Here is a 15,693-nt window from a genome sequence, read left to right on the forward strand (position 1 = left end):
GTATTTGACATCCGATATTATTTTTGCAACTCATCACGGGGCGCAAAGCCGACAACGGAGAACGGGCATGGGGATCGCAGCGGAACGGGAATCGGCAGCCGGCGCACCTGCGCGGCCGACCAGCATCGTTGAGGGTGTCTACGACAGGATCTACGAAAAGCTGATGTCGCTGGACATCCCGCCCGGCGCCCGAATCTCCATCGACGCGATGGCGCGCGATCTGAACGTCTCACAAACCCCGGTGCGGGAGGTGCTTGCCCGGCTTGAGCGCGAGGGGCTTGTGCACAAGGCCCATCTGATCGGCTACAGCGCCGCGCCGCAGCTTGGGCGCCGCCAGTTCGAAGATCTCTTCGCATTCCGCCTGTTGCTGGAACCCGAAGGTGCCCGCCTTGCCGTGCTGAACATGACCCCCGAGGCGCTGGAGCGGCTGGAGCAGGTCGCCGCCGACATGGGGCATGGTGCGCCGCCGGTCGACCGCACCAGCCGCTATTCCCGCTTTGCGCGTGCGGATGCGCATTTCCATGATGAGATCATGAAGCTGGCCGGGAACGAGGTGATCCGCCACGCACTGGCCGATCAGCACATCCATCTGCATCTCTTCCGGCTGATGTTCCACACCCGCGTCACGCAAGAGGCGCTTGAGGAGCACGAGGCCTTGTTGGCGGCCTTCCGTGCCGGCGACCCCGGCGCCGCCGCACAGGCGATGCATGATCATATCTCGCGGTCGCGCGACAGGCTGATGCTGGCGTTCGAATGACGATAGCCACCCCGTTTCCCATCCCGCCGGAACAGGCGAGCCTGCCGCCGCCCGCGTTGCGGGCCGTGGGGCTGGGCAAGACCTATGGCACGATCACCGTCCTGTCGGATGTCACGCTGGATATCCGCCCGGGCGAGGTGCATGCGATCATCGGCGAGAACGGGGCCGGAAAATCGACCCTGATGAAGCTGCTGTCGGGCTATGTCTACCCGACCGCCGGGCAGCTTTTTCTGGCGGACACGCCGGTGGATTTCAGCAGTGCTGTGGCGGCCGAAGCCGCGGGCGTGGTGCTGGTGCATCAGGAAATCCTGCTGGCGCCTGATCTGACCGTTGCGGAAAACCTGTTCCTCGGACGCGAACTGACACGCGGCCCGATGGTCGATGACCGCGCGATGAACCGCCGCACGGCCGAGGTTCTTGCGTCGATCGGGGCACATTGCCGGCCGGGCGATCCGGTCGGTTCCCTGCCGCTGGCGCAGCGCCAGCTGGTGCAGATCGCCCGTGCCCTGCTGGAACCCCGCCGGGTGGTCATCTTCGACGAACCCACCGCCGTTCTGGCGAATGACGAGGTGGCGGCCCTTCTGGATGTGGTGCGCGGGCTGCGGGCGCAGGGCGTCGCCGTCCTTTATATCTCGCACCGTCTGGATGAGGTGGAGGCGCTGGCCGACCGCATCACCGTGCTGCGCGATGGCCGGATGATCGGCACCTGGCCCGCGGCCGGGCTGACACAGCGCGCCATGGCGGAGCTGATGGTCGGGCGGGAACTGGACATGCTTTACCCGCCCAAGCGTCCGGCAACGGATACCGCCCCGATCCTTGAGATTGCGGGTCTGAGCGTGGATCACGGCGCGGTCGAGGCTAGCCTTACGCTGCAGTCCGGCGAGGTTCTGGGCATCGGCGGCATGATCGGATCGGGCCGGACCGAGCTGTTCGAGGGGCTGATGGGCCTGCGTCCGTCCCATGCGGACAGCGTGAAGCTTGGCGGCACGCCGGTCACGCAGCGCAGCGTCACCGGCTGGGCGGATGCGGGCTTGGTCTATCTCACCGAAGACCGCAAGGGAAAGGGCCTGCTGCTGGACGAACCGCTGGCCGCCAATCTGACGCTGCAGGCGCTGGACCGGGTGCATCCCGGCCTCTCGCTGCAAAAGGCGCGCGAGATGGCAGAGCTGGAAAGCGCGGTCGCGGAATATGACATACGCGTGCGCAGCCTGCATCTGCATGCGGGTCAGCTTTCGGGGGGCAACCAGCAAAAGCTGCTGTTGGCCAAGGTCATGCTGACCGGCCCGCAGGTCGTCATCATCGACGAACCCACCCGCGGCATCGACATCGGCAACAAGAGCCAGATCTACGACTTTATCGACCGTCTGGTTCGGGCGGGCAAGGCCGTGATCGTCGTGTCCTCGGAACTGCCCGAGCTGGTCGGCCTGTCGGACCGCGTTCTGGTCATGCGCGCGGGCCGCATCGTGGCGGAGCTGCGCGGCGCCGAGGTGACCGAGCAGAACGTCGTCTATGCGGCGACGAGTGGCAAGGCGGGTGGCCGGGGAGAGGCCGTCCGAATTCAGAAACACGGGGGAGGAGACCCGAATGACAAGCGCGACGACCAATCTGGTCCCTGAACCCGCCCGGCGCATCCGTTGGGCGGATATGGGGCCCTTCATCGCGCTGGCGCTGGTGGTGGTGATCGGCATGCTGCTCAATTCCAGCTTTCTGACCGGCACCAACCTCGCCAATGTTGTCACCCGTTCGGCGTTTATCGCCATCATCGCCGTGGGCGCGACTTTCGTCATCTCCTCGGGGTGTCTGGACCTTTCCGTCGGGTCCATGATGGCCTTTGTGACGGGGATCATGATCCTGACGATGAACCGGCTGGCACCCGACATGGGGGCCAATGCGATCATCGTCGGCGCCGTGGTCGGGCTGGTGGTCGGGGCGCTGTGCGGCCTTTTGAACGGGCTGATCGTGACGCTGGGCAAGATCGAGCCTTTCATCGTCACCCTTGGCACGATGGGCATCTTCCGGGCGCTGATCACCTGGATGTCGGATGGCGGGTCGATCCCGATTGCGCGTGAACTGCGCGATCCCTATCGGCCGGTCTATTTCGGCAATGTCCTGGGCATTCCGCTGCCCGTCGTCATCACGCTGGTTGTGGTTCTGGTGGGGGCCTTCGTCCTTTACCGCACGAAATTCGGGCGGCGCTGCACGGCGGCCGGGTCGAATGCCGATGTGGCCCGCTTCTCGGGCGTATCGGTGCCGCGCATCCGCACCATGGCCTATGTCATTCAGGGCCTGTGCGTTGCGATTGCCGCCATCTGCTACATTCCCCGGCTGGGCGCGGCCACGCCGACGACCGGCGCCCTGTGGGAATTGCAGGTGATCACCGCGGTGGTGATCGGCGGCACGCTTCTGCGCGGCGGCAAGGCCCGGATCTGGGGCACGGTGGCCGGCGCCCTGATCCTGGAGGTGATCGCTAACCTCATGGTGCTGTCGAACATGGTGTCCGAATACCTCGTCGCCGCGGTGCAGGGGGTGATCATCATCCTCGCCATGCTGGCGCACCGCTTCATCAAATAACCGTCCGGAGGAGGGACGGCGCTTTTCAAAAGGGAGGAATACCAATGAAAACCATCACCTCACGCGTGCTTGGTCTGATGTCGGCTGCCAGTCTGATGGCACTGACGGCAGGCGGGGCCATCGCGCAGGACAAGGTTACGATCGCCGTCTCTATCCCGGCGGCGACCCACGGCTGGACCGGCGGCGTGGTCTATCACGCCGAACAGGCGGAGAAGGAAATCGAGGCGGCCTTTCCGAACATCGACGTGATCGTGAAGACCTCGCCCTCGGCCACGGCGCAGGTCTCGGCGCTGGAGGATCTGTCGGCCAGCCAGAAACTGGACGCGCTGGTGATCCTGCCCTTCACCTCGGAAGAGCTGACCGGCCCGGTGGAACAGGTCAAGGCGAACGGCACCTTCATTGCGGTCGTGGACCGCGGCCTGACCGATCCGTCGATCCAGGACCTGTATGTGGCGGGCGACAACATCGCCGTCGGCGCCAACACGGCAAAATGGATGGCGGAAAAGCTGGGCAACGAGGGCAAGATCGTCGTCTTGCGCGGCATCCCCACCGTTATCGACGATGAGCGGATCCAGGGCTTCACCGATGTGATGAAGGGGACGAATATCGAAATCCTCGACATCCAGTATGCCAACTGGAATCAGGACGAAGCCTTCAAGCTGATGCAGGATTATCTGGCCAAATATCCGCATATCGACGCGGTCTGGGCCAATGACGACGACATGCTTCTGGGCGTTCTGGAAGCCATCAAGCAATCCGGCCGGACCGAGATCAAATATGCGCTTGGCGGCAACGGCATGAAGGATGTGGTCAAGATGGTCATGGATGAAAATCCGATGACCCCGGTGTCCACCCCCTATCCGCCGTCGATGATCAAATCGGCCATCTACATGGTGGCGGGCCAGTTCAATGGCCAGGCACCGATGCGCGGCAATTTCAAACTGGATGCCCCGCTGATCACGCCGCAGAACGCGGATCAGTTCTGGTATCCCGACAGCCCGTTCTGATGCTTTTGCCGGGGGCGGCCTGTCTGCCCCCGGCCCCACGACAGCCGAATTGAGGAGACCACCATGGCCGGCAAAAAAATCCTGATGCTCTGCGGTGAATTCACCGAGGAATATGAAATCTACGTCTTCCAGCAGGGGATGGAGGCCGTCGGCCACACCGTCCATGTCATTTGCCCCGACAAGAAAAAGGGCGAGATGATCCAGACCAGCCTGCATGATTTCGAAGGGCACCAGACCTATATCGAGCGTTTCGGCCATCTGGCCGAGATCAACAAGACCTTCTCGGAGGTGGTGCTGGACGAATATGACGCCGTTTATTGCGCCGGGGGCCGCGGGCCGGAATATATCCGCACCGACAAGCGCATTCAGGCGATGGTCCGCCACTTCCACGAAACCGGCAAGCCGATCTTCACCATCTGCCACGGGGTGCAGATTCTGGTGGCGGTGGACGGGGTGATCCGCGGCAAGAAAGTGGCCGCGCTTGGCGCCTGCGAACCCGAAGTTATTCTGGCCGGCGGCACCTATATCGACGTGAAACCGCATGAGGCCTATGTCGACGGCACCATGGTCTCGGCCAAGGGCTGGACCGGGCTGGCCGCCTTCATGCGCGAATGCCTGAAGGTGCTGGGAACCCAAATCACCCATAGCTGAAGATGGACCCATCCGTTCACGCGGGCAGGCTGCTGCCTGCGGGAACGGGTTCTGCACAAGCTGTCCGGCTGCCTTTGTACTGTTTCCAGAGCTGCGGCCTGCGCCCCTGATCGGTGCGGAGGCCGTTGACGTGCCGTGGTCGCCTCGTGATTCAGGTGATCATGGCAAAGAAAAACTCTTTGCCGGCTTTTCATGTGTTCGGCCGCCGCGCGCAGGGCTGGTTGGGCGGGGGACCCTGCTCTGCCTACTCCGGCTCCTGTCCGATCAGCTCTGCCTGAACCAGATCCCGGACCTGCTGAAGCTCTGACAAGGCGGACTGAAGCTCTGCAATGCGCAGTCTGAGGTCGGCCTCCCTCTCATCGGCGATTTGCAGCCAGACGCGGGATTGTTCGGCCTTGCCCCTGTCCTCGTAAAGGTTCAGCCAGCGCCGCAGGTCTTCCAGCCTCATCCCGAAGCGTTTGCCGCGAAGAATAAGCTTCAGGCGCGCAATATCGCGGCGCGCATAGAACCGCACGGTGCCGACGATCCGGGGCCGCAGCAATTCGATATACTCGTAATATCGCAGCGTCCTGACGGAAATGCCGAAATCCTGGCTGACTTCCCTTAGGGTGCGACCGGCCTGATTGCTCATTCAGAAATCCTCTTGCCGGTCGCAGGGCAGTGTCAGTCGTTCCCCGGGAAATCCAGCGTCAGCGGCAGGGCTGCTTTGGCTTCATCCGGCCAGCGTTGCGATACGGTTTTCATCTTGGTGTAGAAGCGTGCGGCATCGGGGCCGAACATATGCGCATCGCCGAATTTGGAGCGGCGCAGACCGCCGAAATTGTGATGGCCGACCGGCACCGGCACCGGCACGTTCACGCCCAGCATCCCGGCCTCCACCTCTGCACAGAAGCGTGCGGCCGCCCCGCCGGAGCGGGTGAAGATCACTGCGCCATTGCCGTATTCATGGGCGTTCACCAGATCAATGGCGCTGTCGAGCGAGGCTGCGCGCATGATGCCGCGCACCGGGCCGAAGATCTCGTCCCGCCAGAGCTGCATCTCCGGCGTGATGCGGTCGATCAGCGTGGCGCCGGTGAAAAAGCCGCCTTCTCCGCCTGCGACGGTCAGGCCGCGCCCGTCATGCACCATCTCGCCGCCTTCGGTAAGCGCCCTGTCGATGGCTGCCTCTACCGCATCGCGGGCCGCCCGGGTGACCAATGCGCCGAAATCCATGCCGGGCGTGTCATAGGCGCCGATCTGAAGCCCGGCGATCCGCTTCAGGATCAGCGGGCGCAGCCGCTCGGCCGTATCCTCTCCGACACAGACCAGCATCGAGACCGCCATGCAACGCTGCGATGCAGACCCATATCCAGCCGCAACAAAGGCTCTTGCCGCCGCCTCCAGATCGGCATCGGGCAGCACGACCATATGGTTCTTGCCGCCGGTATAGGCCGCAACGCGTTTGCCGTGATGCGTCCCGTGACGCCAGATATGTTCGCCCACCCGGGTGGAGCCCACGAAGCTGATCGCCGGAATGCCGGGATGTTCCAGAATGGCATCCACTGCCTCGGCATCGCCGTTGACACTGTTCCAGACGCCGGCAGGCAGTCCCGCCTCGGTCCAGAGTTCCGAAAGCCGGGCAGCGGCGCCGGGCACCCTTTCGGAAGGTTTCAGGATCACGGCATTGCCGGTGGCAATGGCCATGGATCCCATCATCAGCGGCACCATCACGGGGAAGTTGAAGGGCGCGATGCAGCCGACCACGCCCACTGGCTGGCGGAAGGAAAAGGTGTCGATGCCGCCGCCGACATTGCGGGAATATTCGCCCTTGGTGACCTGCGGGGCATTGGTGGCGAATTCCACCGCCTCAAGCCCGCGGCCGATTTCCCCCATGGCATCCGACAGGGTCTTGCCGCTTTCAAGGCCGACAAGGCGCGCCAGGTTCTCCGCCTCCCGCGCGACGATCTCGCGCATGCGGAAGATCACCTGCAACCGCCGCGCCTGCGAAGCTTCGCCCCAGTCGCGCCCAGCCCGGCGGGCAAGGGCTGCAACCTCATCGACCAGAGTGCGGCCGGCATAGGGGGTGCGATAGATTTCGGCCCCGGTCGAGGGGTTGAAGACCGGGCCGCTGCGCCCGGAATCTGCGGGGCGAAACCCGCCGCCGATGTAGTGGTTGCGCCCATAGCCATCAGGCATGTTGCCGTCCATCATCCGTTCTCCCTTTGCTGCCGGGAAAGCAATGGCTGGAACCGCACCCTGGGCCAAGCCCGCGAAATTCGAAGATCGTCGTGCAATTTTGCACGGGATGTGCTGTTATAATCCGATGTCTCTGGTTGCTGGATGGCATGATGGATTGGGAAAATATCAAGTATTTCCTTGCACTCGCACGCAGCGGCACGCTGACCGAAGCCGCGCGTCGGATGAATGTTCAGCATTCAACCATTTCACGACGCATTTCCCGGCTGGAGATTGATCAGGGCGAGCCGCTGTTCCTGCGCGCTCAGGATGGATATGGGCTGAGCAGTGCCGGGCGCAGGCTTCTGGCGCGGGCCGAGGCGGTGGAACGCGCGGTGCGCGCGATGGAGCCGCGGGCCCCTGCGGATGGGGTTTCCGGTACGGTCCGGGTCGGCGTGACCGAAGGTTATGGCAGCTATGTCATTCCATCGGCGCTGCGTGATCTGGCGACCGCACATCCGGATCTGGAGGTGGAACTGATCGTGGAGCCGCGGATCATCCATCTGCCGCGGAATGAGGCCGATATCCTGATCAATATCGACCGGCCAGAACGCGGCCCCTATCTGGTGCAGAAGCTGATGGATTACGATCTGGGGCTGTTCGCCTCGCCGGATTATCTGATGCGGGCGGGGCGTCCGGGCAGGGCAGCGGATCTGCCCGGGTATCGCTTTGTAAGCTATCTGCCCAATACCGGCCCGGCGCGGGGCGTCCCGGCGATTTCCACCGTCCCCGAGGCGCCCGAGGCGAAAACCCGGTCGTCCTCGCTGAATGTTCAGATTGCGCTGGCCAGTGCCGGAGTCGGTATCGCGCTGCTGCCGCTGTTCGCGGTTCAGCCCGAAGACGGGCTGGAGCGCCTTTTGCCCGAAGAGGTGATCGTGCGTCGCAGCTATTGGATTTCAGCCCCGAGCGAGGTGCGCCAGCTGGCCCGCGTGCGTTGCGTCTGGGATGCCATCGTGGCCGGCGCCCGCAGCCGCCGCGCGGCCGGGTGAACCTTACAGAATCCGGCAGGCGGTGTCGAAATCCAGGCGGGGCAGGCGGGGAAACTGGTTTGCAGAATTCCCATAGCCAAGATTGACCATGAAGTTCACCGTCCAGTTCCCCTCGGGGAAGAATTCGGCATCCACCTGCCGCGGAAAGAAGCCCGACATCGGCCCGCAGTCCAGACCGAGAGACCGTGCCGCAAGGATGAAATACCCGCCTTGCAGGCTGGAATTGCGCAGCGCTGTCTCCTCTGCCAGCGCGGGGTCGCTTGCCATCGGTGCGGCAACGCTTGGCCGATGGGGGAAAAGGAAGCCGAGCCGGTCGAAAAAGCGACGCTCCCACGCGATGATGGCTGTGACAGGGGCGGCGGCGGCCTTGGCACGGTTCCCCTCCCACAGGCAGGGGGCCAGCCGCGCCTTGGCCTTTGGTCCCGTCACGAACAGGAACCGGGCCGGACTGCAATTCGTGCTGGTCGGGCCAAGGCGTACCAGATCGTAAAGCTGGCGCAGCAGGTCTTCGGGCACGGGCCTGTTCTGCCATTCGAAGAAGCTGCGCCCATCGGTCAGGAGCTGTGAGAGCGGAGGTTCGGCTGCGTTGTTCTGCATGATTTTCCCTAGAACGCGAGGGTGACAAGCGAGGGGAAGGCCATCAGCACCACAATCAGCACCGCCATCGCCAGAACGAAGGGCAGGGATCCGATGAAGACATCGCCAAGTGTGCAGATGCTGCCAACGGTCGATTTCACCACGAAGACGCTGATCCCGAACGGGGGGGTCAGCAGACCCATCTCCACCGCGACGACCGTTACGATGCCGAACCAGATCACCACATCCGGCCCGATCACCGGCACCCCCAATGTCACGATCAGGGGCAAAGCGATGGGGACGGTTATCACGATGATCGAGGACGCATCGAGGAACATCCCCATCAGGACCACGATCAGCAGGAACAGGCCCAGCACACCCCAGAAGCCAAACCCCGAGGCGGTGGCGAAATCCACCATCTGCATCGGCAGGGTCGAGATCACCAGTGCCTTCGACAGCATGCTGGCCCCGATCACCAGCATCAGCACGGAAACAGAGATCAGCCCGGTTTCCTGCATGACCATCCACAGGGCGCTTCGGTTCAGCTTGCCGCGCAGGATGGTGATCCCCATCGCGGCCAGGGCGCCGACCGCGCCGGCCTGCGTTGGTGTGAACCAGCCCAGATAGACCCCGCCGATGATGACGGTGATCAGGACGCCGATCGGCAAAAGGCGGCGGGCCGAGCTGACAAGGGTTTCCGCCTCCAGATCGACGACGCTGGCAGGCTGGCCGACAAAGCCGGGCCAATACCGCGCCATCAGAAGGATCGTGGCACAGAACAGCAGCGCCAGAAACAGCCCGGGAATAATCGCTGCCAGAAACAGCTTGCCGACCGAGGCTTCGGCCACGAAGGCATAGATGATCAGCAACAGGCTGGGCGGCAGCAGCATGCCCAGCACCGAAGATCCTGCGACGGTGCCGGTCGCAAAGCGCGGCGTATAGCCATGCGCCACCATCTGCGGCACCGCCAGCTTTGAGAAGACGGCCGCCGAGGCGATGGAAATGCCGGTCACCGCCGCAAAGATCGCATTGGCGACCACCGTGGCGATGCCCAGACCGCCAAGCAGCTTGCGTGTCCACCAGGCGGCAACGCGATAGGCATCGCGGCCGATGCCCGAGATGTCGGTGAAAAGCCCCATCAGCACGAAGAGCGGAATAACCCCGAAGTCGAACTTGTTCACCGTGCCGGTGGTTGCCGTCTTCAGCGCCTTGAAGGCGATTGTGGGATTGTCGCGGATCAGCCAGATCCCGACAAGGCCGACCAGCATCATCACCGGCGCCACATGCATGCCCGCTGCCAGCAGCACGACCAACCCCAGTATGATGAGGCCGCCAAGGGCGAGGCGCCCCGGCTCCATCCACATGATCAGCGCCAGCGACAGGGCGAAAAGGCCCAGTGTGACGCTCAGGGCCAGCACCTCCTGTCGGCTGCGGCACCTCGCCAGCGCCAGCGTCACGCAACGCGCGAACTCTACGGCCGTCGCCACGGCACCGATCGCGGTAAGCAACCGGAATGGCCATGTGGGCATCGTGAAGACGCCGCGTGTCCCGATGTATTCGCCGTTGCCAAGCGCGGCGGTAAAATCGCCGAGCAATTCTGCCGCCAGCACGGCAAAGATTCCGCCGCCGATCAGCAGGAAGACCGCATCCATCATCCCGGCTATGCCGGGGCGGTTCGCCTTCAGGGGGGCGAACAGGAAATCCGCCCGGGTCAGCCGTCCGTGCCGCAGCACCGCTGCAAGCTGCAGGAAAACGATGGGAACGATGGAATTTTCTGTGAACTCGATCACGCCGTATAGCGGGCGGGCGAACAGCTTCAGCCCGATCACATCGGCGCAGATCAGCAGCATGATCGCAAAGATCCAGACGGTGCCAAGGGCAGCAAGCGCCGAAATCACATGACTGTAGAGGGATGAGATCGCGGTTCTGCGCGGGGCGTCAGCCGCTTCGCCGCTTATCGGATGGTGCATGACGGTGTCCTTCGCGCTGACGGCGCGGCGCGGTGTTTCGGAAAAGCACATGCGCGGCGGGTCCGGCCCGCCGCGCATGATGCATCACTCGGCAGTCCAGTTGCGCAGCGGATGGCCGCCCCCCTCGCGGATCGCCGCCATGAAGGCCGTGACCAGCTCGGCGCCATGCGGAAAATCGGCCGCCCATTGCCCGGCAAGATCGGGCAGCGTCTCGGCCCATTTCCGCCGCTCCTCCTCGGAGAATGCGGTCAGCGTCACCGCAGGATCGGCGCGATAGGCGTCGATGGATTTCTGATAGCGTTCCTCGACGATGCGGGCGTTTTCGGCGCTGTATTCCAGGCCCAGTTCGCGCAGCACCTGCTGCACATCCGCGGGCAGACTTTCCCATGTGTCCTTGTTCATGGCAAAGCCGCCGATCATGTTGCCACCTACGCCGACCAGCGTCACATAGGGCGCAACCTCGTGGATTTTCAGCGGCGCCGCGCCCGACACGATCGACAGGACGCCATCGGCCACCCCGGTTTCGATCTGGTTGTAGTAGGTGGTCAATGCGCCATCGACCGGCACGCCGCCAACCGCCGAGATCCACGGTCCCGAGGTGCCGGGCGCAAGGATCTTGCGACCCTTGAGGTCCTCGATGGAATTCACCGGAAAGTTGGTGAAAAGGTGGTAGGTGTCGGCCCCGGTGGCCCCCAGGAAAACGGTGTTATGCGCCTCCCATGCCTCTGTCAGGAAGGGCAGATCGGCATGCAGACGGTTGAAGGTGTCAATGATCAGCCGCGTATCATCTGACGTGAAGGGCGTGTAATAGGTGACGTTCTGATAGGGCAGCTTGCTTTCTTCCCAGAGCGTGCCGACCCATCCGGCATCGGTAATGCCTTCGCCCACGGCTTCCAGCGTGTCGCCAAAGCCGTAGAGCGAGCCCGCATAGGCCTCGGTCCAGTTGACGCGGTTCTCCGACCCCATCGCTTCCAGACGCTCGTTGGTCTTCGCCACGATCACGCTTTGCAGCGGCGCGACCCAAGGGATCGTGGTGGCATGGCTTGAGGCGATGGTCAGCTCATAGGTCTCGGCCTGCGCGCATGGGGCGGCAAGCACGGCCGCAAGGGCCGCGATACGGGTCTTCATGCTGTCTCCTCCCAGAGAATGTCAGGTTTTGCGGATCGGCGTGGGCTGGAAGGCAAGCATTTGCCAGGCGTGCCCCGCCGCGGTCCTTGTCCAGACGGATGTATAGCTGTTGTGCAGGCTGCGGGCCTCGCCTCCGACGATGGCCCGCGCCGTCATGATGCCGGTCACCGTCGCGCAACCCTCCCGCAAGAGGATGCGCTCGATCTGATGACCGATTTCAATATAGTCGAAGAATCCCGCGGAAAGCCGGTCGAGATAGCTTTGCTTGCTGTCACGGTCGCCGAAGGAATGGGTGTAGACGAGATCTTCGTCGAACATGGCGTCCAGTGCCGCGCGGTCGCGCCGCAGCATCGCATCATAGCGCGCGGCCTCCAGCCCGGCGATGGTCTCGCTCAGGTCGGGCATGTCTCGACCTCGACCATGCGGTTATGATGCTGAATCCAGTCCAGCGGCGGCAGGTGGCCCCATTGGTTGACCACCTTCCAGTTCGACAGGTTCTCGCCCGGTTCGACCACACGGGTAGGGGCGGCGTCATCAAGGATCACCTCCATCTCGGCAATGCATTCGATCAGGAAACCGGCGGAATCCCGGTAATAGAGGAACAGGTTGTCGCCCGCGCCATGCCGCCCCGGGCCCCAGACCAGCCGCCGGTCCTCGATCGCCAGATTGTCCCCAAGCGCACGGAAATCCTGAAAGGCGTTGAATTCCCAGCTGATGTGATGCACGCCGCTGGCACCCTTGACGGCGGCAATCGTGTGGTGCCGGCCATCGGCGGCGCGCATCCAGCTGATCTCATAGCCCGCGGTGCGTTCCGTCAGCAGCAGGCCGCAGGCCGCCGACATCTCTCGCGCCCAGAGTTCGGGGTTGCGGGCGGTGAAATTCAGATGGTCCAGGCATTTCGCATGCACGCCGGGGCCGTGGAAACGCACCGGCCGGTCCTGTGGCATCGGCGTATGCACCTCGATCACATGACCCTCGCTGGTGGCAAAGGTCACCGAATGGTCGATGCAGGCCAGCGAGGGCGTCTCGCTCAGCACCGTTAGGCCGGCGGCGCGGGCGCGGTCGCGCACCTCGCGCACGGCTCCGGCGCTGACCGCCTCCAGCCCGCAGGCCCGGAACAGATTCTCGGCCCCCTTGTGAATGATGAACTCGGCATGGCGCTGGTTGGAGGACATCAGGATCGCCCCTCCTTCCTCACCCACGACACGGGCTCCGACGATATTGGCGGTATCCTGGGCCAGACGCAGCGGATCCTGCGCCTGAACCGAGGCATAGCTCAACCTGTTGACGAGCGGTTTCATGATGTCCTCCCTCTTGTTCCTGCCGGTTATTCGGCGGCGGCGCGCAGCGGCGCCTGCGGTTCGTCGCGCACCGGATTCACCAGCGTGCCAATCCCCTCGATCGTGACCTCCACCACATCGCCGTCTTTCATGTAGAGCGGCGGTTTGCGCGCAAAGCCGACACCGGCAGGGGTGCCCGTGGCAATGATGTCGCCCGGCTCCAGCGTGGTGAAAGCACTGGCCTTGGCCACCAGTTCAGCCACCGGGAAGATCATCAGATCGGTGTTGACCGATTGCACGAGCTGACCGTTCAGCCGCACCTCCATATTCAGGCCCGCACCGCCGGGAGGCAGCGCGTCGGCCGTCACGAAATCGGGGCCGCAGGCGCCGGTGGCATCAAAGTTCTTGCCCGGCGTCCATTGTGCGCCAAGGAACTGGAAGTTGCGGATCGACGCATCATTGAACACCGAATAGCCGGCGACATAGTCCAGCGCCTCGTCCTGGCTGACATGGCGGGCGCGGCGGCCGATGACGACCAGAAGTTCGCCCTCGAAATCCAGCTCTTCGCTGACAAAGGGCCGCAAGATCGGCTGGCCCGCGCCGACCAGGCTGGTGGTGAAGCGCGGGAAAAAGGCCGGATAGGTGGGCAGGTCCTTGTAGGGGCTTTCCTTGGCGTGGTCGATGTAGTTCAGCCCCACGCAGATGATCTTGCCCGGCCGCGGAATCGGCGGCAGCGGCGTGACCGTGTCGATATCAATCTCGGGTGCGCCACTGGCAATCGCGGGATCGGCGGCCTTGCCGGCTGCGATCACCGAGATCAGCTGCGTTGCGCCAAGATCGCGCCAAACCGTGCCGTCCTGTACGGCAAGGCCGGCCTCGCCGTTGCGTGAATAGGATCTGTAGCGCATGACATCTTCCTTGATCTGTTGCCCGACAGCAGGCGACGCCCGGCGGCGAAATCAGATCGCCGCGGTTCGGGTGGCCGGTTCTTCAACTGTTGAGTGGGGTCCTCTTCCCTGAACGCACTATGCGGACGAATCTCTCGCAGTGCAAGTATTTTCCAAAACTATTGGATTTTCCAATTTATGCCATGTTGCGGAAACTTGTCGGCGGCGGGGAACGGCGCTAGATTGACCGCGACACAGCAAAGCGCAGCAAGGCCGGGCCGGATGCAGGAAATCGTTCAGTCGCAACCAGAGCCGGGCAAGACCCGGACAGCCGAGATCCTTGACGTCCTGCGCGACGAGATCCTTGAGGCACGGCTGGTGCCCGGCGAAAAGCTGCGCTTTGATGAGCTGAGGGAGACATACGACATCGGGATTTCCCCGCTGCGTGAAGCGCTTATGCATCTGGCCTCTGAGGGTCTGGTCACGACCGAGCAGCGCAAGGGCTATCGTGTCGCGCCGGTTTCCGGCACGGATCTGCGCGAGATTGCCTTTCTGCGGGGCGAGTTCGACGCCATGGCGATCCGCCACTCTATCGCCAATGGGGACGAGCTGTGGGAGGGGCGGGTGCTGGCGGCCTTCCACGCGATGCAGCGCCGCAAGAAGATCGGCCCGGATGGCGATGTCGACCGCGAATGGGAGCGGCACCACATCCGCTTTCATTCCGAACTGGTGTCGGAATGCCGGATGCCGAAGCTGCTGTCGTTCCGCACGATCCTTGATCTGCAGGCACAGCGCTATCGGCGGATCGCGGCGGCCCACTACCTGAATGCGCCGCGCGATGATGTGATCGAGCATATGGAGCTGCGTGACGCGGTGCTGAACCGTGATGCCGATCTGGCCGGACAGCTGGTGCGCGCGCATTATTCCCGGACGGTCGATATCATACTTGCCGGGGAAATCGCCGTGGATCCTGCGGATCCGGCCGATTGAAATTGTCTTCGGAGCCGATATCGCAGACCGGCTGAAACGGGCCCGGCCTCCGGGCCGGCACAGTTCAGCTGTGGCGTCTCTGCGCTGTCAGACCGGAATGTTCAGGCTGTTCTTCACCCGTTTCAGGGTAAAGCTGGTGTTGATCGACTGTACATTGGGCAGTTCGACCAGCGCGTTTTTCACCGTGGCCTCATAGTCTTTCACACTGGTCGCGATGACCTGCAACACATAGTCATATTCGCCGCTCAGCGAATAGCATTGCAAAATCTCGGGTACCGTCGCCACCGCCTCTTCAAAGGCGCGCAGGCTTTCGCGCTGGTGACGGGAGATCTTGACGAAACACATGACCAGGATATCGAAGCCTACCGCCTCGGGGTCGATGACGAAGCGGCGCGGGCTGACCGCGCCCTCTTCGCGCAGGCGTTGCAACCGGCGCCAGCAGGGAGAATGGCTCAGCCCCGTCACCTCGGCCAGTTCGCGCATGGTGATTTCGGGCGCGTCCTGAATGGCACGCAGGATGCGGCGGTCCGCCTCGTCGATCTCCATCATTCCTCCATAACAATACAATGCAGGTGCAGCATCGAAGGTTTGGCAACAGTGTTACGCCGATGCCTGTAATCACGATACATTGTACCAAATAAAAGGCCAAGAAGGTCAGCATTAGAGACCTTGT

16 protein-coding genes are annotated in these 15,693 nt (G+C 63.4%); 7 read left to right on the top strand and 9 right to left on the bottom strand.

Translation table 11 applies throughout. From position 1 onward, the window contains the following. Positions 1–67: 67 nt before the first annotated feature. The 5 genes from ACO2Q5_RS16605 to ACO2Q5_RS16625 all read left to right on the top strand — a co-directional run bounded on the left by ACO2Q5_RS16605 (position 68) and on the right by ACO2Q5_RS16625 (position 4,986). Complete coding sequence (locus tag ACO2Q5_RS16605; RefSeq protein ID WP_423293079.1) at positions 68–757, top strand: GntR family transcriptional regulator; 690 nt, start codon at positions 68–70, stop codon at positions 755–757. Continuing rightward, positions 754–2,373: a sugar ABC transporter ATP-binding protein gene (locus ACO2Q5_RS16610; protein ID WP_423293081.1), complete on the top strand. Its 1,620-nt coding sequence runs from the start codon at positions 754–756 to the stop codon at positions 2,371–2,373. The genes ACO2Q5_RS16605 and ACO2Q5_RS16610 overlap by 4 nt, the downstream gene beginning before the upstream one ends. Further along, on the top strand, positions 2,342–3,328 hold the full coding sequence (locus ACO2Q5_RS16615; RefSeq protein ID WP_423293083.1) for an ABC transporter permease: 987 nt from the start codon (positions 2,342–2,344) through the stop codon (positions 3,326–3,328). Before ACO2Q5_RS16610 ends, ACO2Q5_RS16615 begins: the two co-directional genes overlap by 32 nt. Positions 3,329–3,372: 44 nt before the next feature. Beyond that, entirely contained in the window at positions 3,373–4,335 is a 963-nt protein-coding gene (locus tag ACO2Q5_RS16620; protein ID WP_423293085.1) for a substrate-binding domain-containing protein, read from the top strand. A 63-nt stretch (positions 4,336–4,398) separates the two neighbouring features. Continuing rightward, positions 4,399–4,986 (top strand): DJ-1/PfpI family protein, encoded by a 588-nt coding sequence (locus ACO2Q5_RS16625; protein WP_423293087.1) that lies wholly within the window; start codon positions 4,399–4,401, stop codon positions 4,984–4,986. A gap of 244 nt (positions 4,987–5,230) precedes the next feature. Here the strand turns inward: ACO2Q5_RS16625 and ACO2Q5_RS16630 are convergent, their stop codons facing one another. Further along, positions 5,231–5,617, bottom strand: a complete 387-nt coding sequence (locus ACO2Q5_RS16630; protein WP_423293089.1) for a MerR family DNA-binding protein — start codon at positions 5,615–5,617, stop codon at positions 5,231–5,233. Between the two features lie 32 nt (positions 5,618–5,649). Further along, positions 5,650–7,176, bottom strand: a complete 1,527-nt coding sequence (locus tag ACO2Q5_RS16635; protein ID WP_423293091.1) for a CoA-acylating methylmalonate-semialdehyde dehydrogenase — start codon at positions 7,174–7,176, stop codon at positions 5,650–5,652. Positions 7,177–7,313: 137 nt separating this feature from the next. Here ACO2Q5_RS16635 and ACO2Q5_RS16640 point away from each other — a divergent pair, with 137 nt between their 5' ends. Continuing rightward, on the top strand, positions 7,314–8,189 hold the full coding sequence (locus ACO2Q5_RS16640; RefSeq protein ID WP_423293093.1) for a LysR family transcriptional regulator: 876 nt from the start codon (positions 7,314–7,316) through the stop codon (positions 8,187–8,189). Positions 8,190–8,192: 3 nt separating this feature from the next. Here ACO2Q5_RS16640 and ACO2Q5_RS16645 read toward each other — a convergent pair whose 3' ends face one another. The 6 genes from ACO2Q5_RS16645 to ACO2Q5_RS16670 all read right to left on the bottom strand — a co-directional run bounded on the left by ACO2Q5_RS16645 (position 8,193) and on the right by ACO2Q5_RS16670 (position 14,051). After that, complete coding sequence (locus ACO2Q5_RS16645) at positions 8,193–8,786, bottom strand: malonic semialdehyde reductase (protein ID WP_423293095.1); 594 nt, start codon at positions 8,784–8,786, stop codon at positions 8,193–8,195. A gap of 8 nt (positions 8,787–8,794) precedes the next feature. Then, a complete protein-coding gene (locus ACO2Q5_RS16650) occupies positions 8,795–10,735 on the bottom strand; it encodes a TRAP transporter large permease subunit (RefSeq protein WP_423293097.1) in 1,941 nt (646 codons plus the stop codon). Between the two features lie 84 nt (positions 10,736–10,819). Beyond that, positions 10,820–11,863, bottom strand: a complete 1,044-nt coding sequence (locus ACO2Q5_RS16655) for a C4-dicarboxylate TRAP transporter substrate-binding protein (RefSeq protein WP_423293099.1) — start codon at positions 11,861–11,863, stop codon at positions 10,820–10,822. A 21-nt stretch (positions 11,864–11,884) separates the two neighbouring features. Further along, positions 11,885–12,268, bottom strand: coding sequence for a nuclear transport factor 2 family protein (locus tag ACO2Q5_RS16660; protein ID WP_423293101.1), 384 nt, complete (start codon positions 12,266–12,268; stop codon positions 11,885–11,887). After that, positions 12,256–13,164, bottom strand: a complete 909-nt coding sequence (locus ACO2Q5_RS16665) for a hypothetical protein (RefSeq protein ID WP_423293103.1) — start codon at positions 13,162–13,164, stop codon at positions 12,256–12,258. Before ACO2Q5_RS16665 ends, ACO2Q5_RS16660 begins: the two co-directional genes overlap by 13 nt. A 26-nt stretch (positions 13,165–13,190) precedes the next feature. Then, the gene (locus tag ACO2Q5_RS16670) at positions 13,191–14,051 is read right to left on the bottom strand and encodes a fumarylacetoacetate hydrolase family protein (RefSeq protein WP_423293105.1); all 861 of its coding nucleotides are present in this window, start codon (positions 14,049–14,051) and stop codon (positions 13,191–13,193) included. 261 nt (positions 14,052–14,312) lie between these two features. Here ACO2Q5_RS16670 and ACO2Q5_RS16675 point away from each other — a divergent pair, with 261 nt between their 5' ends. Next, positions 14,313–15,020 (top strand): GntR family transcriptional regulator, encoded by a 708-nt coding sequence (locus ACO2Q5_RS16675; RefSeq protein ID WP_423293107.1) that lies wholly within the window; start codon positions 14,313–14,315, stop codon positions 15,018–15,020. A gap of 87 nt (positions 15,021–15,107) precedes the next feature. Here the strand turns inward: ACO2Q5_RS16675 and ACO2Q5_RS16680 are convergent, their stop codons facing one another. Then, positions 15,108–15,569: an Lrp/AsnC family transcriptional regulator gene (locus ACO2Q5_RS16680; protein ID WP_423293109.1), complete on the bottom strand. Its 462-nt coding sequence runs from the start codon at positions 15,567–15,569 to the stop codon at positions 15,108–15,110. Positions 15,570–15,693: the final 124 nt, after the last annotated feature.

The sequence above is a fragment of the Neotabrizicola sp. VNH66 genome, from assembly GCF_049445895.1.
Classification (GTDB): Bacteria; Pseudomonadota; Alphaproteobacteria; order Rhodobacterales; family Rhodobacteraceae; genus Pseudogemmobacter.

Bases quoted from the DNA above. Each gene is read 5' to 3' on its own strand.
- ACO2Q5_RS16620 (WP_423293085.1), top strand. From the start codon at position 3,373: ATGAAAACCATCACCTCACGCGTGCTTGGTCTGATGTCGGCTGCCAGT.
- ACO2Q5_RS16635 (WP_423293091.1), bottom strand. From the start codon at position 7,176: ATGATGGACGGCAACATGCCTGATGGCTATGGGCGCAACCACTACATC.
- ACO2Q5_RS16660 (WP_423293101.1), bottom strand. From the start codon at position 12,268: ATGCCCGACCTGAGCGAGACCATCGCCGGGCTGGAGGCCGCGCGCTAT.
- ACO2Q5_RS16610 (WP_423293081.1), top strand. From the start codon at position 754: ATGACGATAGCCACCCCGTTTCCCATCCCGCCGGAACAGGCGAGCCTG.
- ACO2Q5_RS16645 (WP_423293095.1), bottom strand. From the start codon at position 8,786: ATGCAGAACAACGCAGCCGAACCTCCGCTCTCACAGCTCCTGACCGAT.
- ACO2Q5_RS16650 (WP_423293097.1), bottom strand. From the start codon at position 10,735: ATGCACCATCCGATAAGCGGCGAAGCGGCTGACGCCCCGCGCAGAACC.
- ACO2Q5_RS16665 (WP_423293103.1), bottom strand. From the start codon at position 13,164: ATGAAACCGCTCGTCAACAGGTTGAGCTATGCCTCGGTTCAGGCGCAG.
- ACO2Q5_RS16625 (WP_423293087.1), top strand. From the start codon at position 4,399: ATGGCCGGCAAAAAAATCCTGATGCTCTGCGGTGAATTCACCGAGGAA.
- ACO2Q5_RS16630 (WP_423293089.1), bottom strand. From the start codon at position 5,617: ATGAGCAATCAGGCCGGTCGCACCCTAAGGGAAGTCAGCCAGGATTTC.
- ACO2Q5_RS16675 (WP_423293107.1), top strand. From the start codon at position 14,313: ATGCAGGAAATCGTTCAGTCGCAACCAGAGCCGGGCAAGACCCGGACA.
- ACO2Q5_RS16605 (WP_423293079.1), top strand. From the start codon at position 68: ATGGGGATCGCAGCGGAACGGGAATCGGCAGCCGGCGCACCTGCGCGG.
- ACO2Q5_RS16680 (WP_423293109.1), bottom strand. From the start codon at position 15,569: ATGATGGAGATCGACGAGGCGGACCGCCGCATCCTGCGTGCCATTCAG.
- ACO2Q5_RS16670 (WP_423293105.1), bottom strand. From the start codon at position 14,051: ATGCGCTACAGATCCTATTCACGCAACGGCGAGGCCGGCCTTGCCGTA.
- ACO2Q5_RS16655 (WP_423293099.1), bottom strand. From the start codon at position 11,863: ATGAAGACCCGTATCGCGGCCCTTGCGGCCGTGCTTGCCGCCCCATGC.
- ACO2Q5_RS16640 (WP_423293093.1), top strand. From the start codon at position 7,314: ATGGATTGGGAAAATATCAAGTATTTCCTTGCACTCGCACGCAGCGGC.
- ACO2Q5_RS16615 (WP_423293083.1), top strand. From the start codon at position 2,342: ATGACAAGCGCGACGACCAATCTGGTCCCTGAACCCGCCCGGCGCATC.